The organism is Dehalogenimonas etheniformans (genome assembly GCF_014672715.2).
Classification (GTDB): domain Bacteria; phylum Chloroflexota; class Dehalococcoidia; order Dehalococcoidales; family Dehalococcoidaceae; genus Dehalogenimonas; species Dehalogenimonas etheniformans.
Window position 1 is genome coordinate 1,130,670 of record NZ_CP058566.2, and the last position, 23,347, is coordinate 1,154,016.

General features: G+C 53.7%; 25 protein-coding genes and 1 other annotated feature (1 of these 26 running past the window's edge). Of the genes, 4 read left to right on the plus strand and 21 right to left on the minus strand.

Features of this window, described 5'->3' with window-relative positions; all coding sequences use genetic code 11:
• Positions 1 to 123 precede the first annotated feature (123 nt).
• The 4 genes from HX448_RS05685 to HX448_RS05700 form a co-directional block, all read right to left on the minus strand.
• The gene (locus HX448_RS05685; protein ID WP_102330214.1) at positions 124 to 744 is read right to left on the minus strand and encodes an XTP/dITP diphosphatase; all 621 of its coding nucleotides are present in this window, start codon (positions 742 to 744) and stop codon (positions 124 to 126) included.
• 67 nt (positions 745 to 811) lie between these two features.
• A complete protein-coding gene (gene fbp / locus HX448_RS05690; RefSeq protein WP_102330213.1) occupies positions 812 to 1,903 on the minus strand; it encodes a fructose-1,6-bisphosphate aldolase/phosphatase in 1,092 nt (363 codons plus the stop codon).
• Between the two features lie 18 nt (positions 1,904 to 1,921).
• Positions 1,922 to 2,488, minus strand: coding sequence for a cob(I)yrinic acid a,c-diamide adenosyltransferase (locus tag HX448_RS05695; RefSeq protein ID WP_226846668.1), 567 nt, complete (start codon positions 2,486 to 2,488; stop codon positions 1,922 to 1,924).
• Positions 2,489 to 2,722: 234 nt separating this feature from the next.
• Entirely contained in the window at positions 2,723 to 3,487 is a 765-nt protein-coding gene (locus tag HX448_RS05700) for a fumarylacetoacetate hydrolase family protein (protein WP_102330212.1), read from the minus strand.
• Between the two features lie 187 nt (positions 3,488 to 3,674).
• Here HX448_RS05700 and efp point away from each other — a divergent pair, with 187 nt between their 5' ends.
• On the plus strand, positions 3,675 to 4,235 hold the full coding sequence (gene efp / locus HX448_RS05705; RefSeq protein WP_102330548.1) for an elongation factor P: 561 nt from the start codon (positions 3,675 to 3,677) through the stop codon (positions 4,233 to 4,235).
• A gap of 7 nt (positions 4,236 to 4,242) precedes the next feature.
• Positions 4,243 to 5,151, plus strand: a complete 909-nt coding sequence (locus tag HX448_RS05710; RefSeq protein ID WP_102330211.1) for an amino acid--tRNA ligase-related protein — start codon at positions 4,243 to 4,245, stop codon at positions 5,149 to 5,151.
• A 45-nt stretch (positions 5,152 to 5,196) separates the two neighbouring features.
• Here HX448_RS05710 and HX448_RS05715 read toward each other — a convergent pair whose 3' ends face one another.
• The 14 genes from HX448_RS05715 to nusA all read right to left on the minus strand — a co-directional run bounded on the left by HX448_RS05715 (position 5,197) and on the right by nusA (position 19,544).
• On the minus strand, positions 5,197 to 5,904 hold the full coding sequence (locus tag HX448_RS05715; RefSeq protein WP_102330210.1) for a carbon-nitrogen hydrolase family protein: 708 nt from the start codon (positions 5,902 to 5,904) through the stop codon (positions 5,197 to 5,199).
• Positions 5,904 to 7,022 carry an NAD(P)H-dependent flavin oxidoreductase gene (locus tag HX448_RS05720; protein ID WP_226846888.1) on the minus strand — a complete coding sequence of 373 codons (1,119 nt, stop codon included), beginning with the start codon at positions 7,020 to 7,022 and terminating at the stop codon, positions 5,904 to 5,906. Before HX448_RS05720 ends, HX448_RS05715 begins: the two co-directional genes overlap by 1 nt.
• Positions 7,023 to 7,200: 178 nt before the next feature.
• Entirely contained in the window at positions 7,201 to 7,899 is a 699-nt protein-coding gene (locus HX448_RS05725) for a response regulator transcription factor (RefSeq protein ID WP_102330208.1), read from the minus strand.
• Positions 7,896 to 8,645, minus strand: a complete 750-nt coding sequence (locus HX448_RS05730; RefSeq protein WP_102330207.1) for a sensor histidine kinase — start codon at positions 8,643 to 8,645, stop codon at positions 7,896 to 7,898. Before HX448_RS05730 ends, HX448_RS05725 begins: the two co-directional genes overlap by 4 nt.
• Positions 8,646 to 8,777: 132 nt before the next feature.
• A complete protein-coding gene (locus HX448_RS05735) occupies positions 8,778 to 10,175 on the minus strand; it encodes a dihydrolipoyl dehydrogenase (RefSeq protein WP_102330206.1) in 1,398 nt (465 codons plus the stop codon).
• A 154-nt stretch (positions 10,176 to 10,329) separates the two neighbouring features.
• A complete protein-coding gene (locus HX448_RS05740) occupies positions 10,330 to 11,613 on the minus strand; it encodes an adenylosuccinate synthase (protein WP_102330205.1) in 1,284 nt (427 codons plus the stop codon).
• Between the two features lie 92 nt (positions 11,614 to 11,705).
• Complete coding sequence (locus HX448_RS05745; protein WP_102330547.1) at positions 11,706 to 12,290, minus strand: CDP-alcohol phosphatidyltransferase family protein; 585 nt, start codon at positions 12,288 to 12,290, stop codon at positions 11,706 to 11,708.
• A 14-nt stretch (positions 12,291 to 12,304) separates the two neighbouring features.
• Positions 12,305 to 13,489, minus strand: a complete 1,185-nt coding sequence (locus HX448_RS05750; RefSeq protein WP_102330204.1) for a glycosyltransferase family 4 protein — start codon at positions 13,487 to 13,489, stop codon at positions 12,305 to 12,307.
• A 33-nt stretch (positions 13,490 to 13,522) separates the two neighbouring features.
• Positions 13,523 to 14,638 carry an inositol-3-phosphate synthase gene (locus HX448_RS05755; protein ID WP_102330203.1) on the minus strand — a complete coding sequence of 372 codons (1,116 nt, stop codon included), beginning with the start codon at positions 14,636 to 14,638 and terminating at the stop codon, positions 13,523 to 13,525.
• Positions 14,639 to 14,756: 118 nt separating this feature from the next.
• A complete protein-coding gene (gene truB / locus HX448_RS05760) occupies positions 14,757 to 15,647 on the minus strand; it encodes a tRNA pseudouridine(55) synthase TruB (protein WP_102330202.1) in 891 nt (296 codons plus the stop codon).
• Entirely contained in the window at positions 15,644 to 16,012 is a 369-nt protein-coding gene (gene rbfA, locus HX448_RS05765; protein ID WP_102330201.1) for a 30S ribosome-binding factor RbfA, read from the minus strand. The genes truB and rbfA overlap by 4 nt, the downstream gene beginning before the upstream one ends.
• A complete protein-coding gene (gene infB, locus HX448_RS05770; RefSeq protein ID WP_102330200.1) occupies positions 16,009 to 17,772 on the minus strand; it encodes a translation initiation factor IF-2 in 1,764 nt (587 codons plus the stop codon). Before infB ends, rbfA begins: the two co-directional genes overlap by 4 nt.
• Complete coding sequence (rnpM, locus tag HX448_RS05775; RefSeq protein ID WP_102330199.1) at positions 17,765 to 18,055, minus strand: RNase P modulator RnpM; 291 nt, start codon at positions 18,053 to 18,055, stop codon at positions 17,765 to 17,767. Before rnpM ends, infB begins: the two co-directional genes overlap by 8 nt.
• Positions 18,042 to 19,544, minus strand: coding sequence for a transcription termination factor NusA (gene nusA / locus HX448_RS05780; protein WP_102330198.1), 1,503 nt, complete (start codon positions 19,542 to 19,544; stop codon positions 18,042 to 18,044). Before nusA ends, rnpM begins: the two co-directional genes overlap by 14 nt.
• Before the next feature lie 224 nt (positions 19,545 to 19,768).
• On the opposite strand from nusA, the gene HX448_RS05785 reads away from it, so the two are divergent.
• Positions 19,769 to 21,289, plus strand: a complete 1,521-nt coding sequence (locus HX448_RS05785; protein WP_102330197.1) for a YifB family Mg chelatase-like AAA ATPase — start codon at positions 19,769 to 19,771, stop codon at positions 21,287 to 21,289.
• A gap of 8 nt (positions 21,290 to 21,297) precedes the next feature.
• A complete protein-coding gene (locus HX448_RS05790) occupies positions 21,298 to 21,957 on the plus strand; it encodes a DUF502 domain-containing protein (protein ID WP_162485852.1) in 660 nt (219 codons plus the stop codon).
• Here HX448_RS05790 and HX448_RS05795 read toward each other — a convergent pair.
• The 3 genes from HX448_RS05795 to rplJ form a co-directional block, all read right to left on the minus strand.
• A complete protein-coding gene (locus HX448_RS05795; RefSeq protein WP_102330195.1) occupies positions 21,954 to 22,199 on the minus strand; it encodes a hypothetical protein in 246 nt (81 codons plus the stop codon). The two genes, HX448_RS05790 and HX448_RS05795, sit on opposite strands and share 4 nt — an antisense overlap.
• A gap of 172 nt (positions 22,200 to 22,371) precedes the next feature.
• Positions 22,372 to 22,761, minus strand: a complete 390-nt coding sequence (gene rplL, locus HX448_RS05800) for a 50S ribosomal protein L7/L12 (protein WP_102330194.1) — start codon at positions 22,759 to 22,761, stop codon at positions 22,372 to 22,374.
• Positions 22,762 to 22,785: 24 nt separating this feature from the next.
• A complete protein-coding gene (rplJ, locus tag HX448_RS05805; RefSeq protein WP_102330193.1) occupies positions 22,786 to 23,325 on the minus strand; it encodes a 50S ribosomal protein L10 in 540 nt (179 codons plus the stop codon).
• Between the two features lie 12 nt (positions 23,326 to 23,337).
• Positions 23,338 to 23,347: a sequence feature (ribosomal protein L10 leader region), on the minus strand; it runs 133 nt beyond the window's last position.

Here is a 23,347-nt window from a genome sequence, read left to right on the forward strand (position 1 = left end):
TTGTTGGAGACGATGGGATTCCAGTCTTAATACCGCGGCCGGTTTATCTTATAGGAACTAGTACCATGAAATCAAGTGGCATAGGACATGGGAATATTGCATCCTATTTTAGAATATATAGGACTATTGTAACTTTTTCTTACTTATCTTACTTAAACTTTTCAACATTAGGCAAGCCTTAGCTGCGGCAAAAGCTCGATGGCTTATTCGATTTTTTTCTTCTACAGGAAGTTCTGCCATCGTCTTGCCGCGATCCGACAAATAAAATACCGGGTCATATCCAAAACCGTAGTGTCCCCGCGGTGCGAATGAAATTAATCCCTCTATACGGCCTTCGGCGAATCTTACTTCGCCAGCGGGATCGGCAATGGCGATAACACAACGAAAACGGGCCGTTCGCTGATCCGACGGTACTCCTTCCAAGTTTTTCAGAAGCAGGTCGATTCTCTCGGAATCCGTGGCGTTATCGCCCGCGTAACGGGCGGAATGCACTCCTGGATCACCTCCCAGCGCATCGACCTCAAGGCCAGAATCGTCGGCGAGGGTCAGGAGCCCCAATGTCGAAGCCAGTGCTCTGGCTTTCAGAGCGGCGTTTTCGGTAAAGGTGCCGCCTGTTTCCGCAACTTCGATAGAAATGCCCTTTTGAGCCGGAGTCACCAACTCATAGCCGCAACCTGACAACAAGTCGCGGTATTCTCCGATCTTGCCCCTATTGTTGGTGGCGAGCATCAGTTCAGGTTTCATAGCCCTTTAACCTAAAGTAGGGACACGGCGCGCCGTGTCCCTACGTCAGAATCGATACTAGTGGTGTTTAGAGCGGTTTAAAACGCGCTTGCAGCTTGTGGGAGACCTGCGGCATAGTGGTGTATTCCATTTCGTCCAGCGGTAGGCGGTGCGGTTCGAACGGACCATGCTTGCGCATCATGTAAGCCATGTCATTGGCTTTCTGGCGTGCTTTGTCATAGGAGACATCTGCGAAGAAATCACGCGGTCCCACCAACCGGCCTTGGGCAAGTTGGAAACCCTGCGCAATGACGCGCGGCGGGCCGTCAAAGCGGGTCGGCAAGCTGTCGGCCACTCCCACGGGCATGATCGGTCCCCAGTGAGAACCCCGCATCCAACCTTCAACCAGGTATGGCTGGGCAAAAGGTTCAAGCACCTCGCCAACGGCCGGGAAAGCCCCCTGGCAGCGGACGATACAGACCGGATCATCTTTGCCGACGTAGCGACCGGCGATGAAAGCCAGCTTCTGGGTGGAAGAGGAAGCCGCGATTTCTCCTGTTTTCGTATAGACCGCTTTGACGGGATAGCGGTTGGGGGCGCCGATAAAGACCAGCAGGTCATAAATTTCTTCCGGGGTCGAAAATACGATCTTCTTGCTCTCTTTTACATCGTGGACTTCGAAGTTGAAGCCCTGGTGCATGTTCTCGGCGATGACAAGACCGATAGTATTGAACGGATCCGCGAACATCTTGTAGAGCGGCATGTTCCAGGCGCCCGAGGAGGTTTTATCCGCCATAAAGATGACGACCGGCTCCGAGGTCCGCTCTTCAAACTCCATCTCGGCGGCGCCGGGCCCCATACCCTTGATGTTGCCGGAGAAGGCATCAGCTAAAAGGTCCTGCCCCGCCCCGTAAAGTTTTAATTTCTTGGCGACGCTGGTGCAGGCTACAAACGTGTCCCAGGCCATTTCGTGAATGTCGGTGTTGTTCTCGCCCTTCTGATGGGTCATGATCAGTTGCAGGTCGTCGCCGCACTTCGTAACATGGTAGTCAATCAGGAGGCCGCTCTCTTTAGCCTTGGCCAGTTTATTATCGGCTTCGCACAGGCACTCGGGGTGAGAATCGGAATGGCCGACGTAACCACCGATGTCGGCTTTGATGACGCTCAGGGTAATTTTCATGGTAACTCCTTCCGTTAATTAATAATCGATTCCCTTGCGGGCGCGGATGCCTTCCGTAAAGGGATGTTTGATCATCAAAATCTCAGAGACGAGGTCAGCCGCCCGCACGATTTCGGGTGAGGCGTCCCTACCGGTGAGAATTAGCTCAACGTTTTTCGGCCGGTTATTAATAAGATCCAGCACATCGGGCACATCAATCAAGCCTTTAAATGTCGCCTGGTTAATCTCATCCAGGATCACGATATCGTAGGCTCCAGAAATCATCGCCTTTTTGGCCGCCAAAAGTTGTTCTTTGGCCCTGGCACGATAATCGTCTTTGGAAGGGCCTGATCTCAGCCAGCTGCGCTCGCCGACATAACTGATTGTGACGTTGGGAAGGTTCTTAAGAACAAAATATTCGCCGTGTTCCTCGGCGTACTCCCCACCCTTCATCATGCCCATTATATACACTCGCGCTCCCCACCCGGCCGCCCTGACGGCGATGCCGATGGCAGCCGATGTCTTGCCCTTGCCATGCCCCGTGAAAACAGAAACTAGTCCCTGTTCCAATCTGAAGGCATCATTGGGCATTTCGCTGTGGGTCAACGAGAACCTCCGGGGAATGAGCGGTGTTTGGCTAGTTTGCGGATATCCGGTGAAGTTTAACAAGGCCGATTGGCAGTGTCAAGATGGTAATCTGCAACCCCAACAACACATCTGACATAGTTATCGGAGTTCGAGATCTTCTTTCTCCTGGGGAGCAGATGTCAAAGATTATGTCGAGGACCGGCGATTCCAATTGAAATCGATTCTGACCTTCGCCGCCGGGGACGGCTAGTTTTAGTCCTTAGTAACTAACCGGTTTTTAAGCGACCCTATGCCTGATATCCTTATTTCCACATTGTCCCCAATCTGCATAGGCCCGATACCGGACGGCGTCCCAGTGGCTATCACGTCCCCCGGAAGCAAGGTCATTACATGTGAGATGAAGTGGATCAGATAGTCGACAGGATAGATCAGGTCTGAGGTATTGCCGCGCTGCTTTCGCTCTTCATTAAGGTAGGTCTCAACTGTTAGATTTGCCGGATCGGCTTCGGTTTCAATCCATGGTCCGATCGCTGCAAACGTGTCAAACCCCTTGGCGCGGGTCCACTGTCCATCGATCTTCTGGAGATCCCGGGCGGTGATATCGTTGAAGCAAGTGTACCCCAGGACGTGGCTGGAGGCGTTCCCCAGGCTGATCCGCCAGCCGGCTTTTTTAATGACCACCGCCAACTCCGCCTCATAGTCAACCCGCTGCGACATCGGTGGATAAATGATGCCAGCCTCCGGACCGATTACTGCAGTGGAAGGTTTCAGGAAAATCAGTGGAGCAGTAGGTAAAGTATGCCCCATCTCTTTGGCGTGGCTGTGATAATTGACTCCAAGGCATACTATCTTTGAAGGCGCACAAGGCGCCAGCAACTTCACCGATTGCAAAGGATACACCGCCCCGGAATAATCAAGGCTCTTGTAAGGAGAACCGTTTATCCCCAGGACATTGTTTCCGTCGATGACGCCATAGGATTCAGACCCGTTAGTTGTGGAAAAGCGAATAATTTTCATGAGCGCATTTTATCCGGGACAGACAGTCAGTACAACTCTGCCAGGGATTTGGTACCCAAATCATCCAGTCCTATAATTCATAGAGATTACACGTTAGTAAGCATTTGCGCCGCCTATTTGAACCACCTATAATAACGTCCGGTTTTAGAACTAATGAATAAAATAATTGGAGGGCGTCCCAAAACCTGTGGAAGTCTCTGAAGTCTCTAAGAACAAAAAACTCCTCATCGACGGCGTCCCGTTTAATGTCGAAGGTGTAGATTTCGTCAAACCGGGCAAAGGTCGCGCCATTTATCACCTCAAATTACGCAATCTGATCAACGGGACGTTATCCGAACCGACTTATCACTCTGGCGATAAGTTCGATGAGGCCACGATCACCGTCCGGGACATGCAATACCTTTATGAAGAGCACGGCCATTATACCTTTATGGATACCGAGAGCTACGAGCAACACGTCATGGGTGAGGAGAACGTCGGCGATAAAAAGCTATACTTGAAAGACAGCCTTGGAGTACAAGTCATGATGTGGGAGGACCGGCCTATCGACCTGATCTTGCCCAAAGCTGTCGAACTCAAAGTGGTAGAAACTGAATCTGCACTCAAGGGCGCCACCGTGACGGCGCAGCAGAAAATGGCCAAGCTTGAGACCGGCATGTCTATCGGCGTACCGGCTTTTGTTAAAGATGGCGATACAATCCGCATAAGCACCGTCACCGGGTCTTACGTGGAACGCGTCGGCGGCTAGAGAACCCGTGGACCTGGGGATTCTTTCTGGAAAAAAAGAAAATCTGAAACGCCGGGCTGAGATATTGGATCTCACCCGGCGTTTTTTCTTTGAACGCGGGTATCTTGAGGTCGAAACACCTTCACTGGCTCCCTGCCCGATACCGGAAGCCTATATCGAACCTATCTCTACCGAATGCGGCTGCCTGCTACCTTCGCCCGAACTCTACATGAAACCCTTATTGGCAGCCGGCTACGGGGACATTTTTCAGATCTGCCACGCCTTCCGCAAGGGCGAAAAAGGCGCCCGGCACCGGGAAGAGTTCACCCTGCTCGAATATTACCGGGTTGGTACAAACTATCTCGAACTTGCGACGGAAACCGAATCCCTGGTCCTCAGCTTGATAAAACCAATTAAAGATTCACCTAAAATTCAGTACCAGGGTAAGGAAATCGATCTGACGCCGCCCTGGCCTCGACTCACAGTGCGAGAAGCATTTATGTCTACATGTGGGTGGGACCCCTTGAATGTCTATGATGATGATGAAAGGTTCGATTTTGAACTGGCGACAAGGGTCGCTTCACTATCTAACGAGCGCCCACTAATCCTTTACGATTTTCCCGGAAGAATGGCATCATTAGCCCGCCTGAAACAATGTGATCCAATTGTTGCCGAGCGGACCGAGATCTTTATCGGTGGACTAGAGTTAGCGAATATCTTCTCCGAATTGACGGATCTCCTTGAACAACGGCAAAGGTTTCAACACGAACTTGCCATCGCCCAGGCTCACAGGAAAGATGCAGCAATACCTGAAGAATTCCTTGGAGCCTTGGCGAAACTCCCCGAAGCGGCAGGCGGGGCGCTGGGGATTGATAGGTTGGTTATGCTGTTGTGCGACGCGAGATCGATAAATGATGTGACCGCGTTCCCGGTTTAGAATCCTCGTTCACGCTACTGTCGACTGTCAGATCGCCCCTCGAAGCTAGGGAACTTCTACAACTTCGAAATATTCTTGGGCATCTGGCGCTTCCCAAATTGTCCCGGACGGGTTCGTGATCGCGCTCTTTGACGATAATATTCTTCCGCCGAAAGTACCCACTCGCGTTATCTTGATTACGGTGGAGCCGTATTTTTTTGCAATAATGTCAGAGACCGGATGACCGGTGAAAGGCGGATGGTTTGGATCGGTCAAAGACACCGGCAGAAAAACCAGCCTCGATCCGGCGCAGGCGGCATCGACCACGTCCCATGAAATGCAATCAGCGCATATCATCAATCCGACGGTACCGAACGGCGTTTCGAATTTCACCGGGTCCTTGCCCCGGCAAAGGTCCAATGCAACTTCTTCATGGGTAAGGTTGATCTTGCGGTATTTGGTGACCTGTTCTCCGCCTTTAAAAACGTAGCAGGTATTGTAATAGCAGTCGCCCTCACGCTCGACTATGCTCCCGCCGATGATGTAGCCGTGAAAAATCGTACTGGCTTTCTTGAACATCTCCAAAGCCGGCAGAGCCGTAAGTTCCAGGCTGCTCTGGAGTGTGTAATGCCGCCTGTTGTCGCCTCCCGGGATGGTGAAAAACTCCGGCAAAGCGAAAAAATCCGCATCGGTGTTGATTATCTTGTCGTATGCCTTGGCTATGTTTAGGTCGGGATCGCCGGCATCGGCGATCTGATAGACGGCAATCTTCATTAAGCCATGCTCATCCCGTTGGCAGGCGAAATCATCAGCCCGTTCATGTAGCGCGTCATAGCTTCGATGAGTTCCTGGACGGCTTTGGACTTGTATTCTTTGACCAATGAACCCACCAGTTTCTTGACCGTAGTGATCTCTTTGACTCTATGAACATTGGCGCCGCAGAAGGCGAAGCCCCCGGAAAGATGACCGCGCTGAGCGTTAATGAGGGCAACGAAAATGCAATACGGACTCTGAGCAATGTCGCAGGTCTTGACACAATGCTGCGGGCATTTGAACGGCTTTTTGTTCCCGGCAGCAACGCTATCGATAAAAGCATTTCGAATGGCTCGGCCGGGCATGCCGACCGGGCTTTTAATGATGACAGCATCGCCTTCTTTGGAATCGATGTAAGTCTGCTTGAAGGCTGGCGAAGCGTCGCACTCCTCGGTGGCTACAAATCTCGTAGCCATCTGAACACCGCTGGCTCCGAGTTTCAACAGATTGTATATGTCCTCTCCGGTGAAGATACCGCCGCCACCGATAATAGGAATAGGACGTCCGGCGGCTTGTTCAAAGGGTTTCACTGCCTCGATAACTTCAGGGACCAGACGTTCGATGCGGTTTTGAGGGAGATCAAGTTCTTCGACCTTGAATCCGAGATGTCCGCCGGCCAGGGGACCTTCGACGACGAAAGCGTCTGGCGTGTAATTGAAATCATCCCGCCACTTCTTACACAAGATCCTTGCGGCTCGGCCTGAGGAAACGATGGGTACGAGCCTGGTGTGCCGGTTATCCCCGAGGAGTTCGGGCAACCTGAGGGGCAACCCGGCGCCGGCGAAAATGATGTCAATGCCTTCATCAATAGCAGCCTTAGCCAGGTCAGCGAAATCGGTCAGGGCGACCATAATATTTACACCTAGAATGCCTTTAGTCCTGGCTCGAGCCTGTCGAATTTGCCGACGAAGGCCGCGGATGTTGGCTTCGAAGAAATTACTAAAAAAATCAGGCTCGAAAAGGCCGACACCCGGAGCTGCGATTACTCCGATACCACCGGTATTGGCGACGGCTGATGCAAGGCCGGAAAGAGAGATGCCGGCAGCCATACCGCCCTGGACGATAGGCAGCCGCGCCATGTGCTGGCCGATTCTAAGTGGAGGTGGCCGGTGCCATTTCAGGATCTCTTCGATCTCGGCGATGGCGGAGCGGCCAAAAGGAGTATCCATAAAATCTCCAAGGTTAACAAATATAAGGAAGGGTATCTTATTTCGGCAGTTTACGTCAAGTTCAACATCAAATCCCGGGGGCCTGCGTTTAACCGGGATGGCCGCCGGCCGGTATGTAATACCCCTGCCCAGCTTTGGACAGGATGAATGCAGGGCTGGCGGCGTCTGCTTCCAGTTTGCGGCGCAAACGGCCGATGTATACGCGCAATGCGTTGACGGAACCGGGATAATCCTCACCCCAAATGATCTCGGCCAACTTGCTGTGTTCCACGACGCGCCCGCAGTTCCTGATTAGTTGCGCCAGGATGATGCTTTCAGTACGTGTAAGTTCTATCCGACCGCCTGAAGGTGTGGTAATGTCGTTTTTTGCGGTATCAAGAGTCAATTTTCCGCAGCGCAGGACTTCCTGTTCGGGCACTCCCGGCTGCCGTCGGAGCAAAGTCCTGACCCTGGCAATTAGTTCCAGTTGCCGGAAGGGTTTAACCACATAATCGTCCGCCCCAAGCTCGAGACCTTTGACTATATCTTTTTCATCGCTACGTGCAGTGAGAATCACGATCAGCATCCGGGGGAACTTTCGGAGCGTTTTCAAAACCTCAAAGCCATCGATATCCGGGAGTCCGAGATCGAGGATCACCAGATCCGGACCCTCGCTCTGCGCCGTGGCGATGCCTTCGGTGCCGAACCCGACGCTGATAAATTCAGTCTCCGGCCAGTTTACCTTAAATGCAGTTCTCAGGTACTCAACGATCGATTGATCATCTTCAATGATAAGAATCTTGCTCATACCACCTCCGTTACGACGGTCGATTTTCCAGCCGGAAGATCAAACCAAAAAGTGTTTCCTTGGTTACGAATATCCTTGGCGCCGATGGAACCCCCTTGAAGTTCGACCAACTTTTTGGCCAGGACCAGGCTGTTGTTTCCGACTCGCCGCCGTTGCCCTTCCGGTGTGCGATAGGGTTGAAAGATATACAGCAAATCGGATTCGGGGATCCCGTTCCCGTCGTCTTCGATCTCAAACACGGTAGTACTGCCAGCCCTGGCGATTCTCACCGCAATCCGACCCCCAACCGGACTCACCTTCAAAGCACTTGTTATCAGGATAGAGATCACTTGACGCAACCGCGTTTCATCAGCCCAGACATAAACAGGAATCTCAGGAAGATTCAGGGTAATAGTGACGCGTTTTGCGGGCAATCCGGCTTCGATTTTCCTGGCTTCGTCGGAAACCGGTTTGACCGGATCGAAACTGGAAAGGTTTAATCTGATTTTCCCGCATTCACACAGCTCGAGGTCCAATAGATCGTCGACCATCCGGAGTAGGTTTTCGGCACTTATCTTGATGCTCTGCGCCAGGTCCGACCACGGTTGTTCGTTGAAACCCGAGGCTAAAAGTTCGCTCGCGCCTACGAGAGGTGTCAGCGGAGTTTTCAAGTCATGAGCCAGTTGTTTCACGTAAGCCTCGAGGTTGGTTACCCTCTGCTCCAGGATTGCATTCTGGTTCTTGAGCCTGTTTAATTCTTCATCCATGACCGAGAACTCTTACGGATTTCCCAACTGATGGTTGGAAAAAACCCTGTCGCTACTTTTTGATTATATTCAATAATTCCCGTATTGTGAACAATATTTGGATTGCCGAGAAAATATTTTTTCAATTAAATGTTAATCCGTCTCTGTCACGTTGAATAAAGCCCTGATTATCAATTCTGAGAGGGCGGGATGAATATGAATTCCAGCAGCGATATCATCCAGGGTCCCTTTTCGAGCCATGGCGTTGATCACTTCCTGTATCAACACGGCAGCCCAGGGACCGATAATGTGACCGCCAAGGATTCGTCCGCTCTCTGCTTCGAGAATTATCTTGGCAAAGCCTTCCTCTTGCAGCATGGCTGATCCGAATGCGATGTCACGATAGTCCGCTTTGCCGACTTTGATCTTGTATTTTTTAGCCGCATCTTCCTCAGTTAGACCCACCGAGGCGATCTGGGGATGGGTAAAGACGGCGTGCGGCGCCGCGGAAAAGTCCATCCTCAGGTGTTGCCCGTGAATGCCATTGGCGCCGGCTATTTCCGCTTCCGCATGAGAGGTATGGGTGAACATTTCTCGCCCGATGGCATCCCCGAAGGCGTAAATACCCTTGACGCTGGTCTCCATACGAGAATTGACTTTGATGTAGCCATCCTTTGCGGTGGCGATGCCGCTGCGGCTTACCTTCAACAGGTCCGCGTTTGAACGGCGGCCGGTGGCGACCAGTAGTTTTTCTGCCCGGATTTCTGCCTTCAGACCTGTCCTGGAATGGTTGGTTTGGACTATTACTCCACCCCCCGACGCTTTTTCTACCGATTCAGCGGTGCACTCGGTCTGCACGGTCATCCGCCTGGCCAGCGCCATCTGGAGAAAGGCGGATATTTCAGGTTCCTCATCTGGTAGCAGACGGGGTCCCATCTCGATTACAGTGACATCAGTCCCCATCGCTTCAAAAAAATGGGCGTATTCCACACCGATATAGCCGCCCCCCAGGACCGCCAGGCTCTTAGGGGCTTCGACCAGGTCCAACAAAGTTTCGTTGGTGAGGTATTCGACGGAATCCAGTCCCGGGATCGAGGGGATGAGCGGTCGGGACCCCGATACTAGGTATATCTGCTTGCCCTTAACTCTTTCTCCGCTGACCGAGAGGGTAAATTCGCTGATGAATTCTGTTTCGTCATGGTAAAAATCTAATGCTTTAGATTCCTTCAGGTATTTTTCTATCTTAACCCGATCGCCGTTTACCGATTGACGCATCCGGTCCATGATAGCCTTGAAATCAATACCCTTGATCTCGGCATCTATCCCAAGCTTGGCTGATTCCCGTATCTCCATAATGCGATCGGCGGGGAAGATCAGCATTTTGGAGGGGATGCAACCGACGTTCAGGCAGGTGCCGCCGATGGGTCCGCGGTCGATCAAGGCCACGTTATGGCCGTGCTCAACCGCCATGTCAAGAATATCCAGTCCGGCCCCCGAACCGACGATTACAATATCGTATTCCCTAACCGGCGATGCCGCGGATTTGCTCACAAATCAATTGTAACACCGGATATTTTGAAACCATAACAAAAATTTCCGGTGAATACTGCAGTTTCACGCCGGATTAAAACAAGACGTTGTCGGCAGAGAGAGAACCCAGAACCCTACCTATAGGTGGAGCCTTATAAGGAGAGGGACATAGAAGCTAGATCAACTTTTTCAGTTCGATGGTCTGTTCCCTGACCGGGCCGATGCAGACATAGCAGGCGGCACACCCGGCAAGCTCCTCGAGCCGGGCGATGAATGCTCGTGCTTCTCGCGGCAGGGTCTCCAGCCTGGTGAGCCCGGTTGTCGACTTCTTCCAGCCCGGCAAAGTCTTGTAAACAGGTTTGCACTTGTTGAGCAGTGCGGGTTCGGCGGGAAAATCATTTATGGTTTGTCCATCGAGGCGGTAGGCAGTGCAGACTTTTATCTCGTCGAACGAATCCAAAATATCAAGGCGTGTAATGGCCATGCCGGTCATACCGTTAATACGGGTGGAAAAACGCGCCGCCACCCCGTCGAACCAACCGATACGCCGCGGCCGTCCGGTGGTGGTGCCGTATTCGTGAGCCAGTTCGCGGATACGGTCGCCGGTTGAGTCGGTCAGTTCGGTCGGGAAAGGCCCGGCACCGACTCGGGAGCAATACGCTTTAAACACGCCAAGGACATCGTTAATGCGTGTCGGTCCGATGCCGGCTCCCAGACAACCGCCGGCGGAAAGCGGTGAAGATGAAGTGGCGTAAGGGTAGGTGCCGAAATCGGTGTCCAGGAGGGCGCCCTGAGCGCCTTCCAACAGAACCGCCTTACCTTCATCTACCATGTCGTTAAGCATTGTCGAGGTTTCCCTGATATTGCTCTTAAGGGCTTCGGCGTAACCGCGGCAACGTTCGTAGAGTTCATTGATGTCGATGGCTTTTTCGCCATACAAACGTGTCAATATCTGATTTTTATATTCGAGGACGTACTCCAACCGGGTTCGAAGAATGTCCGGATCAAGCAGATCTCCGGCGCGGATGCCCATCCGGGCCACCTTATCGGCGAAAGCAGGTCCGATACCGCGCAGGGTAGTCCCCAGCGATTTCTTGCCGCGAGCCTGCTCTTCCAAACCATCAAGTTGGATATGGTACGGCATTACCAGATGAGCGCGGTCGCTGATAAAAACGTTATCCGTGCTGACGTCGCGAGAGTTGAGCTCGCGTCTCTCGCTCACAAAAATGTCTGGATTGACGACGACGCCGTTACCAATGACGCAAGTGCAGTGCGGATAGAACACGCCGGATGGAATGAGATGCAGTTTGAACGTGCCCTGCGGATTGATAACGGTATGGCCAGCGTTGTCGCCGCCGGAGAAACGGACAACGGCATCCGCACGTTCGGCTAACATGTCAATGACTTTGCCCTTGCCTTCGTCTCCCCATTGGGCGCCGACGATGATGGTTACAGCCATATTTCCTCCCGACGAGCCTGAAACCGGCTGATGAGCGAGCCGGTGCGGCAAAGAAACCAAGGAGTCATTTTATCAGAAAGGCGATGCGGAAGTCACTTGCCGCCGAGCTGCCGGTAAGCAGATGCCAAACGTTGTCCTATGGTGATAAAAGATAAGAGGCAGATTATGGCTAGAGCCGGAATGAGCCAGCCGGTGATCAACCCGATCCCCAGTACGACAACCCGCTCCGGCCGTGTAAAAATGCCTTCTTTACCTTCTAATCCGTTGGCCTCCGAACGGGCTCTGATATAACTAACCACCTGAGACCCGGCGAGCGTCAATCCTGTCAGAAGCAAAGGCCAGGCGTTCGCTTCCGGCGCGTAATACACGATAATAGAAATAAAAATCGCAGCTTCGGACAGCCTGTCCAGAGCCGCGTCAAGAATTCCGCCGAATTTGGTGATTCTCCCGGTAGCGCGGGCCACTGCCCCGTCAAGCATATCGAAAAAACTGGAGAATAAAAACACCAGGCCGCCCGCCAGAAGAGAACCGGTTGAAATGATATATCCGGCGACCAACGTGATCAAAAAACCGACCACGGTAACCGTGTTTGGTGTAATTCCCGTCTTCGCTAATATGCGGGACAAGCCGCCGGTCATACCGCGCCCGATCTGCCGGCGAGTGTCGTTAAGCGTCATCTTGTCTTCCACGATTATGCCGAAACGGAAGTCAATTCCGGGATCCGCTCAGGGAAGTCTTCGGGAGTCTTTCCCAATTTGGCAAGCACATGGCGGTAATATTGTTCTACCCGGCGGGCGACCTTCTCCCAGGAATATTCCTGAACCGTGACCAAGCCCTGTCTGCCCAGTTGGTCACGAAGAGCCTTGTCCTCTATCAATCTACAAATACCGTCGGCTAGGTGATGTGCGCTCGAGGGCTTGACCAGCAAACCCTCCTTTTCATGGTTTACTACGCAGGCATAACCCGGGATATTTGAGACCACCAGTGGTTTTCCAAGAGCCATGGCCTCCAGGAGGACGATGCCGAAACTTTCCCGGCCCGTGGCCGGGGCGCAGCAGATATCTGCTGTCTGGTAATAGCGCGGTAAATCCGCGTAAGATACGCCCCCGGTGAAGACCACACTGTCTTCCAAATGGGCGCGGCGCACCATCTTTTCGTATTTGGGTCTCAACCGGGTCCCGGGACCAACGACCAGAAGTCTGGTCTCGGGGTGTTCCTTATGCACCCTCTTAAAAGCATCAATAAGGTAATTGACCCCCTTCCGCTTTTCCAGCCGGCCGACGAACACAATGTTGGTTTTGCCGTCCCGGTATTGGTACATCGGCTCTACCGAAGGCTGGAAGTGAGAAAGGTCGATGCCGTTGGGAATGATGGTGTAGTCCGCTTTAACGAATTTGGAGTGAAAGCTCTCCGCAGCTTTGGAAACGGCGATATGCCCCTGCAATTTCTTTGAACGCCGGTTCAACATCCACCGGCTGATCGGCCAGGCGAAATTGTAACCCGGTTTGGCTTCGAACGAATGGAACGTTCCAATGTTGACCGTGTTTGAAAAACGTAGGATCGCCGAGCACAGCATGATCATAAAAGGCTCGTGTAAATGAACCACGTCAAACTGCTCTTTTGCCAGGACAGCTTTTATCTTATTTGCCAACCTGACCGAAAGAGTGATTCGCGCTACCGAGCCGGAACCGGGGATCGGACGCGGCGTTCCGATGTGTATAAAACGGCTGCCAAACTGGCTTATCGGTCGCGAGGTCGGCGCAATAATCTTGACCTGGTGTCCGAAAGCAGTTAGCTGTTTCTCAAGCGAGGTGACATGATTGGCTACCCCTCCGGGGTAGGCAAAGTCGTATGGTGCCACCAGGGCGATTTTCATCGTCCGTCTCCCCCGCCACTCATGCGACCGGGCTTATTTACCTTCTTTGGTAGGCTTTTTGGCAGCCTGAAGTTCAGCCACACTCTCGGTGATAAATCGCTCGGTGGCTTCGTGAGCCTCGGCATCGGAATACTGTTCCGGAGGCGATTTCATGAAGTACGAGGCAGGTCCGAACAAGGCGCCCTTGATACCACGCTCTAGAGCCAACTTGGCGCACCGGACGGCGTCGATCACAACTCCGGCGGAGTTGGGGCTGTCCCATACCTCCAGCTTGCATTCCAACAGCAGCGGGACATCACCGAAAGTCCGGCCTTCCATGCGGATGTGGCAGAATTTGCGATCAAGAAGCCATGGTACATAGTCGGAAGGACCGACGTGAATGTCGCCGGGATTCATCTTGTAATCGAGTTGGGAAGACACGGCGTTGGTCTTGGAGATCTTTTTGCTCTCCAAGCGCTCGCGCTCAAGCATGTTCATAAAATCGGTATTGCCGCCGAAGTTGAGTTGGTAGGTGCGTTCCAGTTTGACGCCGCGTTCGCGGAACAGATGGGTCAGGACACGGTGGACAATGGTCGCCCCAACCTGGCTCTTGATATCGTCGCCGATAACCGGGAGGCCCTTGTTGATGAAACGGTCCTGCCAATACTTTTCGCGGGCTATAAACACAGGGATGCAGTTTATCAGGGCGCAACCCGCCTCAAGTACCTGTTCAACATACCACTTGGTGGCTTCCTCGGAGCCGACCGGCAGATAGTTGATGACGACGTCGACTTTTTTGGCTTTTAAGATACCTACGATGTCGGCAGTCGGGCCGGGGGCTTTCTCGATGATCTGTGACAGATATTTTCCCAGACCATCGTGGGTCATACCTCGCTCGACCTTGACGCCGGACAGCGGGACATCGGTGAATTTAAAGGTGTTGTTGGGGGTGGTAAAAATCGCTTCCGAGAGGTCCTTGCCGACCTTATTCTTATCAATATCGAAAGCCGCTACGAACTCGATGTCCGAGACGTGGTAGCCGCCCAGATTGACATGCATCAAGCCCGGAACAAATTCCGTTTCTTTGGCTTTGCGATAATAATAGACTCCCTGTACGAAAGATGAAGCGCAGTTGCCAACACCGATGATGGCGACATTAATCTTACCCAAGTTTAGAGAACTCCTTTCTAAATTTGCCGGTTCTTATAATGCCTGGCCTGAGGTTGTTCACAGTAACCTTAATTTCAGCCCCCTATCATTATCTATTGGAGAGGCGTTGTCAAGCTATTTAGGTATCGGTGGCAGGCTGGTTGAATACCTTTAATCGCAGATCGGTACTTGAGGCATCGATTACCGCCAGTAGAATTCCGCTCCGGTCGTAGAGGCAGTAAGCTCTCTTCTCGGTAATTTGGGCTAAGACCTCGGCGGTTACCACACCGTGACTGATTCTTTCGGCCGATTCAGAATCCGCCTGAACCCCCGGGCAGTGCGACAACGGGTAGTCTGCCGGGAGGAGATCGGCGATAATCTCTTCTGCCGAATCCATGCGTCCGAGTTCGGTGCAGTCTTTTATGTCAAATATTCCGTATCGGGTGCGTTCGAGGCACTTCAGGTAGGCCCCTACCCCAAGTGACTGCCCGAGGTCGCGTGCAAGTGACCGGATATAGGTGCCAGAACCGCAATCGACTTCGATAGTGACAACGGGCGGATTGAAATCCAGGAGTTGGATTTTATGGATGGTTACCATCCTGGGTTCGAGTTCGACGGTTTCGCCGCGGCGGGCAAGTTCGTATAACGGAGTACCGTTCCGTTTGAGCGCCGAAAACACCGGAGGCACCTGCCGGATAGTACCAATGAAGCTTCTCAATGCCATTTCGACGGCGTCTTGGCTTACGCCCGAGGCATCGTGCCTGAACATGAACTTGCCCTTGGCATCGAGGGTATCGGTCTCGGCGCCCAGTTCGATTTCTGCGAGATACGTTTTGGAAACCTGGTGGAGGAATTCTATAGTGCGCGTTGCCTGGCCGAAAGCCACAGGCAGGACGCCGGTAGCTAAGGGGTCAAGGGTCCCGGCGTGGCCTATATGCCGCTGGCCGGTCAGACGTTTCAGCCGGGCGATGACCGCATATGATGTAATCCCCGCCGGCTTGTTAATGTTGAGCCAGCCGCTGACGGTCATCTTTGATCCGTTGGATGTTTCTGGGGTTTGTTTGCCTGATCGATGAGCTGACTCAGCCGCGCGCCCCTTTCTATTGACTCGTCCCAATAGAAATGGATCTCCGGGACGTAGCGCATGGTGAGCACTTTGCCCAACTCGCCGCGAAAAAACCCTGCGGCGGAATTTAAAGCGCCTAGTATTTCATCCTTACGCTCGGCGCCAGCCAAGTGGCTGACATAGACTTTGGCGAATTTTAAGTCGGGAGCCGTCTCCACCGCAGTGACCGATATAACTCCGGCCAGGCGGGGGTCGTTAACTTCACGCTGGAGCGACTCACTTATCTCTTTGCGGATCAGTTGATTGACCCGCTCGATGCGGTGGCTCACCCGCTCTTTTCCTTACGCACGAACTCCAGGATATCGCCCGGCTGGAAATCGTTGAAGATTTCGAGACCTACGCCGCACTCGAACCCGGCAGCAACTTCACGGACATCATCTTTAAACCGTCTGAGCGAAATGATAGCGCTTTCGGCAAGCTGCTCGGAACCCCGCATGACCCGCACCCGGGCGCCGCGTGACGCTTTGCCTTCGATGACGTAAACCCCGGCTACCTTAGCCTTTTTGCCAGCTGGGAAAACGGCGCGGACTTCTGCGCGGCCTTCTACGACTTCGATAATTTCCGGTTCGATAAGACCCTTGAGAGCTTTATCGACGTCTTCGATCAGGTTGTAAATGATGTCATAGCGCTTGATATCTATTTTTTCGGTTTCAGCAAGCTTCTGGGCGCCGGTTTCGACTCCGGTCGAGAAGCCGATAACGAGGCCGTGCGACGCGATGGCCAGCATGACATCGTTTTCGGTAATGTTACCGGTGCCGGCGTGAATAATATGAACCGTTAAGTTATCAGTAGCCAGTTTCTCCAGTGAGGTGCGTATAGGTTCGATCGAGCCCTGGACGTCTGTCTTAAGTACGATGTTGAGTTCTTTGACTTTGCCTGCGGCGATCTGGTCATGGAGACTTGCCAGGCTGACCGTGACGGGTTTCTTGACCGTCCGTTCGGAGATGATCTGCCGGGCTTGACGTTCCGACTCGACAGCGGCGAAACTGTCACCCACCCCCGGAACGGTGGGTAAACCCAGGATGGCCACGGGAGTTGAAGGATCAGCCTTGCGAAGGTGTTTACCCTGATCGCTGAACATTGCTTTGACCTTGCCGAAGGCATCGCCGACGACAATAGTATCGCCTATCTTCAGAGAGCCGTTTTGGACCAAAACCGTAGCCATAGCGCCCCGGCTTTTGTCCATTTCCGCTTCGATCACGACACCGGTGGCAGGAGCGTTGGGATCGGCGTGCAGGTCTTCCATTTCAGCAACGAGCAGGATGTTTTCCAGCAGGTCGTCGATACCTTTATGTTCCTTGGCAGAGGTCCCGACAGCGATGGTGTCTCCGCCCCAGTCTTCAACAACTAGGCCGTGGTCGGCGAGTTGCTGTTTTACCCGGTCGGGGTTGGCGGTAGGTTTATCGATTTTATTTATCGCCACCACGATGGGTACGCCTGCGGCTCGGGCGTGATCTATGGCTTCAAGCGTCTGAGGCATGATGCCGTCATCAGCAGCTACCACTAGTACGGTGATATCCGTAGAACGGGCTCCTCGGGCCCGCATGGCGGTAAAAGCCTCGTGGCCTGGCGTGTCGAGGAAAGTAATCTTCTGCCCTTTGACATCGACCTGGTAGGCGCCGATATGCTGGGTGATGCCGCCAGTTTCGCTCTCCATCACATGGGTCTGGCGGATGGCGTCCAGCAGGCGCGTTTTGCCGTGGTCAACATGGCCCATGATAGTGACCACCGGCGGCCGAAGCGGCAGGTTCTTGGTCTCTTCATGTTCGGGCTTTTTCTTCTTGGTAGCGGCGCGGACCGTCTGCGGCTTGGCTTCGATACCAAAATCCGCGGCGATCCGGGCAGCGGCTTCATAATCGATAACCTCGTTGATGTTAGCCATCAGGCCGTTTCGCATCAACTGTTTGATGACTTCGATGGGATTCTGGCGAATAGTTTGAGCGAGCTGGCGCACGCTTATCGCGGCCGGCAATTCGACCGCCTTAGACTGAGGCACCCGCGTCGAAATCTCTTTACGTTCCTCAGACAAGTGCCTGCTCCTTAATATATTCGCCGATATTAGTTTTCAGCAATTCTCTATCTTCCGGGCTGATTTTAACTTTCAATATATGCTCTATTTTGTTATCTTTCAAAGCCAGGTTCAGGCAACTGGCCTCACGGCAAAGGTAGGCGCCCCGGCCTGCCAGGCGACCCGAAGGGTCTAGCAGGACCTGCCCTTCCGGCGTCCTGACGACGCGCAACAATCCGCGTTTGCTGCCGACAGTCCGGCAGACCACGCAGGTGCGCTGGGGAGTTTTTTTAGTCGTATTCATCCGTATCGAATTCGCCGGCGCCGCCGGAGCGTTTTTTCTTGCCTCGGCCGCCTTCGTCATCTTTGCCTTTTTTCTTTTTCTTGTCGACGCCTCTATCACCCGAGCGCCCAAGGATATCCTCGGCGAAGCGGACGCCCGATTTGCTGCCGGCGCCGACTGGCACGCGCTCGGGAACGTTGAGCGACAGTTTCAGGCCGACTTCCTCTTCGACGGGAGCTTGCATCGCCGGTGCGGTCACGGCCACCGGTTCGGGTATCACCGGTTCGACGACCGGAACCGCAGGCGCTACCTCGACGGGTTTTTCGGGTTTTTCAACGTGCCTTACCGGGGCCTTTTCGGCCACTTTCTCTGCGACCTTTTCGGCCGGTTTTTCAAGCGTTTTTTCGATGACGGGTTGGGCTACAGCCTCAGGTGCCTTGCTAACAGCCTCAGGCGTCACCACGGGATGAGCCGCCTCGTAATCAGAAACGCTCTTGATATCGATGCGCCAGCCGGTCAACTTGACCGCCAGCCGGACATTCTGACCTTCTTTGCCGATGGCCAGGCTCTGCTGTCGATCGGGGATGACGGCGGTAGCGGACTTGTCACTTTCCGACAGAATTACTCTTACCACCTGGGCGGGCGACAGCGCATTGGCAATAAAAACCGCTGGGTCCGGGCTCCAGGATACCACATCAATTTTTTCTCCGCTAAGCTCGGAAACGATGTTTTGGATGCGAATACCCCGGAGACCCACGCAGCAACCGACGGGATCGATCCCCGTCTGTCGTGCCGCGACCGCGACCTTGCTCCGAGCACCGGCTTCCCGGGCGACGGATTTAATTTCCACCATGCCGCTGAAGATTTCCGGTATCTCCATCTCGAAAAGGCGCCGCAGTAAACCAGGATGAGACCGGGACAGGACGACCGTCGGTCCCTTGATACCTTTAGCAACCTCAACAAGATAGGCGCGGATGCGCTGCCCCGGCCGGTAGCGCTCGGTGTGCACCTGCTCCTGGAGCGGCATGACGGCTTCGGCCCGTCCCAGATCGACAATGATCTGTTTGGGTTCGATCCGCTGGATGACACCGGAGACGATATCACCGGCCTTTCCGGCATACTCATCTACAATGGCGGTGTTCTCGGCCTCATGGAGGCGCTGCAGGATCACCTGTTTGGCAGTCTGAGCCGCAATTCGCCCGGCATCGGCAGGCGTTGATTCTACGGCTACCGGTTCGCCTAACTGAATGCCCGGCTGGATGCGTTTAGCTTCAGCAAGGGTTATTTCCTTACGAGGGTCATCGACTTTTTCGACGACCGTTTTTTCAGCCCAAACCTTAACACGCCCGGTGGCTGGATCGATCTTGACCTGAATATTCTGATTGGGGGCAAAACTCTCTTTACGGTAGGCGGAAACGAGCGCCGCCTCAACCGCCGCCAGAACCACCTCTTTCGAGAGGTTTTTCTCGGCGGAGAGTTGAGTGATAGCGAGCAAGAAGTCGCTTTTCATCTCGTGTTTGCTCTCCTTATCTCTTACAATAAAAAAGTGGGACTTAACCCACTTCACAGGTTCTCTTCAACTAACTTTAAAGTATATCACGCTTCCCACACGAATGCAATAGATGTAAGCGCTGATAACCCGCCGAGTCAGGTTCATCGATTCCGTCATAACTGGGTATCTCAACTTTTCGTTTGACACCGGGAGAACGTGTGGCTAACATAGGAGCCACATTTATGTTAGCTCGAGTCTTGACCTGTGCTCTACTGGGTCTCGAAGGCACCATCGTCGAGGTTGAGGTCGATACCGCCCCCGGTTTGCCCAACTTCACCGTCGTCGGCCTGCCGGATACCGCCATCCAGGAAGCTCGGGAGCGGGTACGCTACGCCGTCCGTAACTCCGGCTTTTTCTTCCCAAACAAACGGGTGGTCGCGAGTTTGGCGCCGGCGGACTTCAAGAAGACCGGTCCAGCTTACGATCTACCTATTGCCCTGGGAATAGTCATGAGTTCCGGGCAGCTTTCCGCCGATGTCTCCAACCTGATTTTGCTCGGCGAGCTTTCCCTGGAAGGCAAGTTGCGCCACACTACCGGTATACTGCCGATGGTCGCCCTGGCGCATCAGAAGGGCTACCAGAGAGTGGTCGTGCCGGCCGAGGACGCGCTTGAGGCTTGCCTCGTTGACGGTGTCGAGATCATCCCCATCGATAGCCTGGCTCAACTTGCGTCCTTTTTATCGGGAGAGACCGAGGCTCCCGCCTGCCCTGTTCGCCCTCCAGAAGAAGCCCCAGTCCCACCGGGTAAAGGTGTTGACATGACCTTCATCAAGGGACAGGAGCATGTGAAACGAGCTCTCGAGGTGGCCGCTGCCGGCGCACATAACGTCGTCATGTCGGGACCGCCCGGTTCCGGCAAGACCATGCTAGCGCGGGCGCTGACCACCATTTTGCCACCACTGACCAATGAAGAGGCTCTTGAGGTTACCAAAATCATGAGCGTCGCTGGCTATCTGAGACCGGGCAAAGCACTCATCAAGGAGCGTCCGTTCCGGGCTCCCCACTACACGACTTCGGCGGCCGGATTAGTCGGTGGTGGCCATTGGCCACGTCCAGGCGAGATAACGTTGTCGCACCGCGGCGTGCTTTTCCTGGATGAACTGCCGGAATTCGGCCATAATATGCTTGAGGTTTTGCGGGCTCCGCTTGAGGATCGAGTAGTGACCATATCCCGATCTCAGGGTTCGGTAACTTTTCCGGCTAACTTTATGATGGTTGGTGCCATGAATCCCTGCCCGTGCGGTTATTTTGGAGACAGTCTCAAGGAATGCCGGTGTCAGACTTCGGCCATCACCCGCTACCAGGCAAGGCTGTCAGGACCGTTTCTTGACCGTGTCGATATATTCATTGATGTCCCCAGAGTGGACTTTGATAAGCTTTCGGGCGGGCACAACGGCGAGGCATCATCAGTTATCGCCGGACGGGTTATGGCGGCTCGTCAGATCCAGACCGACCGGTTCCACGGCACTCGGCTGAACGCCAATAACGATATGGCGGCTCCGGAGATTAAAAAATACTGCATCCTGGATCCGGCCGCTGAAAGCCTGTTGCGCACCGCGATGCGCCAACTATCTTTATCCGCGCGAGCCTTTCACCGGACATTGAGACTCAGCCGCACCATCGCCGACCTCGACGGCAGTGAGATAATAAAAGCCCATCACATGGCCGAGGCGCTGCAGTACCGGCCACGCCTCAACTCTTAGGAAGCATGATGGACACCGAAACAAATGTAGATGAAAAACCGCGCCAGGGGTGGTTTGGTAAAAACCTGCGCCGGAATTTTCTAGCCGGCCTCCTAGTTCTCGTGCCCGTAGCCATAGTCATTTTCGTCATCCTGTGGTTCTTCCACACTATCGACGGGATTCTGCAGCCCATCATCAGGCTTTTTTTCGGCCGCACCATAACCGGCCTCGGATTTGCTATCACTTTCGTGCTGATTTACCTTGTCGGCGTGCTCGCCTCCAACATCGTCGGCCGGCGAATTATTCAGTTCGGAGAATGGCTGGTGTGTAAACTGCCGGTGCTCGGCCAGCTTTACAACGCCGCCAAGCAGGCCATGTCAAGCATCTCCGGCCTCTCCCGGACCAAAGCCGCTTTCCGTGAGGTCGTCCTGATTGAATATCCAAGGAAAGGTCTAAGGTCAATCGGCTTCGTGACTAATGAAATTATTGATTCCGAGGGGCGGAAACTGACAGCGGTGTATCTGCCGACGACACCAGTACCGACTTCGGGTTGGCTCATCCTGGTGACGGAAGACCAGTTGATCCGTACCGACATATCCGTCGATACGGCGATGAAAATGGTGATCTCCGGGGGGATTGCCTCCCCGCCGGAACTGGGAGCCAGAGTTGACGGATCTCAGGGCTCTTAGTGGAGCCAGACCCACAACCCGAGAATCAGCAAGCCAACCCCAATGGAAATCCAGCCGCCTATTCGGAGGGATCCCGGCTCCGGCCTCTCTGGGTTGTGAGTCACAAATTCCCTCAGGTCCCGCTTTCGCGACAAAGCATTGTAATAGCCCCTCTCCTCAGCGACCCCGCTCAGAATCATCACGAGGCCGACGGCGAGAAACAGAAAGCCTAAGACAAGGACGATGATGCTTTGTCCTGACACGCCCAGCCTCCTTTACGACAATCTGTTTCGAATTCGACGCGGAGAGTAATTTTTAGAATTATAGTTCGTCGCCTGCCGGTTATCAAGAATTATATAATTTCAATCCGCATGGTTGTGAAACAGAAACTGGAAGCCCAGAGGGCTTCCAGTTTCTTCGGCTCGGTATCTGGAATTATTTAACTTCGACGGTCGCGCCGACGGCTTCCAGCTTGGATTTGGCGGCAGCCGCCTCGTCCTTGCTGATGGCTTCTTTGACGGCCTTGGGAGCGGCCTCAACCAGGTCCTTGGACTCTTTCAGGCCCAGGTTGGTGAGTTCGCGGACGACGCGGATAACGTTGATCTTGTTGGCGCCGACATCCTTCAAGATGACGTCAAACTCGGTTTTTTCTTCAGCGGCAGGAGCAGCGGCGGCACCACCAGCGCCGGCAGCCGGGGCGGCAGCGGCCATCATCGGGACGGCGGCGCTCACGCCGAATTTCTCTTCGATACCCTTTTTAAGTTCAGCGACTTCGAAAAGGGTCATTTTTTCAATTAACGCCAGGGCTTCAGTTACGTTCGACATAGTTCTCCTCATTTATTCCGTTTATTATTTTGCTTCCAGTTGTTTGATTCGGGCTTCCAGGACACCTACCAGACCGGCGGCGGGAGCGTTGAGCACACCGACAAGTCCGTACAAAGGACCCTGTAAAGCACCCAGAACTTGACCGATAACCACCTTTTTGGGCGGCATCTTTGACAGTTCGGTCACCTGAGGTATTGTGATCGGCTGGTCTCCCAGAAAACCGCCGGCGATCGTCATCGTAGACTTGGTACTGGTGATGTGATCTATTATCAACTTGGCGGGCGCGGCAACGTCTTCGCCGTAACCGTAAGCCATGGCGATCGGACCGTCGAAAACGCTTTTTAATGCGGCTTTTTTGGCCCCCCCCGCAGCATTCCGGGCCAGTGTGTTTTTAACTACCTTGAATCCCATCTTGGCGTTTCGAAGCTTTACCCTCAGCGTGGTCAATTCGGCTGTCTTGATACCACGATAGTTCGTGATAATCGCCACGCTGGACTCACCGATGATCTTTTGCAGTTCGTCAATAGTCTGGCTTTTCTTGAGCCTTACCTTTGCATTTGGCATTCTAATATCACCCCTTTCAATT

Bases quoted from the DNA above. Each gene is read 5' to 3' on its own strand.
- HX448_RS05685 (WP_102330214.1), bottom strand. From the start codon at position 744: ATGAAACCTGAACTGATGCTCGCCACCAACAATAGGGGCAAGATCGGA.
- fbp (WP_102330213.1), bottom strand. From the start codon at position 1,903: ATGAAAATTACCCTGAGCGTCATCAAAGCCGACATCGGTGGTTACGTC.
- HX448_RS05700 (WP_102330212.1), bottom strand. From the start codon at position 3,487: ATGAAAATTATTCGCTTTTCCACAACTAACGGGTCTGAATCCTATGGC.
- HX448_RS05715 (WP_102330210.1), bottom strand. From the start codon at position 5,904: ATGAAGATTGCCGTCTATCAGATCGCCGATGCCGGCGATCCCGACCTA.
- HX448_RS05720 (WP_226846888.1), bottom strand. From the start codon at position 7,022: ATGGCGCGGCTGCCTATCGTCCAGGGCGGTATGGCTGCCGGCATCTCT.
- HX448_RS05725 (WP_102330208.1), bottom strand. From the start codon at position 7,899: ATGAGCAAGATTCTTATCATTGAAGATGATCAATCGATCGTTGAGTAC.
- HX448_RS05730 (WP_102330207.1), bottom strand. From the start codon at position 8,645: ATGGATGAAGAATTAAACAGGCTCAAGAACCAGAATGCAATCCTGGAG.
- HX448_RS05740 (WP_102330205.1), bottom strand. From the start codon at position 11,613: ATGGCTGTAACCATCATCGTCGGCGCCCAATGGGGAGACGAAGGCAAG.
- HX448_RS05745 (WP_102330547.1), bottom strand. From the start codon at position 12,290: ATGACGCTTAACGACACTCGCCGGCAGATCGGGCGCGGTATGACCGGC.
- HX448_RS05750 (WP_102330204.1), bottom strand. From the start codon at position 13,489: ATGAAAATCGCCCTGGTGGCACCATACGACTTTGCCTACCCCGGAGGG.
- truB (WP_102330202.1), bottom strand. From the start codon at position 15,647: ATGACCGTCAGCGGCTGGCTCAACATTAACAAGCCGGCGGGGATTACA.
- rnpM (WP_102330199.1), bottom strand. From the start codon at position 18,055: ATGAATACGACTAAAAAAACTCCCCAGCGCACCTGCGTGGTCTGCCGG.
- nusA (WP_102330198.1), bottom strand. From the start codon at position 19,544: ATGAAAAGCGACTTCTTGCTCGCTATCACTCAACTCTCCGCCGAGAAA.
- HX448_RS05785 (WP_102330197.1), top strand. From the start codon at position 19,769: ATGTTAGCTCGAGTCTTGACCTGTGCTCTACTGGGTCTCGAAGGCACC.
- HX448_RS05790 (WP_162485852.1), top strand. From the start codon at position 21,298: ATGGACACCGAAACAAATGTAGATGAAAAACCGCGCCAGGGGTGGTTT.
- rplL (WP_102330194.1), bottom strand. From the start codon at position 22,761: ATGTCGAACGTAACTGAAGCCCTGGCGTTAATTGAAAAAATGACCCTT.
- rplJ (WP_102330193.1), bottom strand. From the start codon at position 23,325: ATGCCAAATGCAAAGGTAAGGCTCAAGAAAAGCCAGACTATTGACGAA.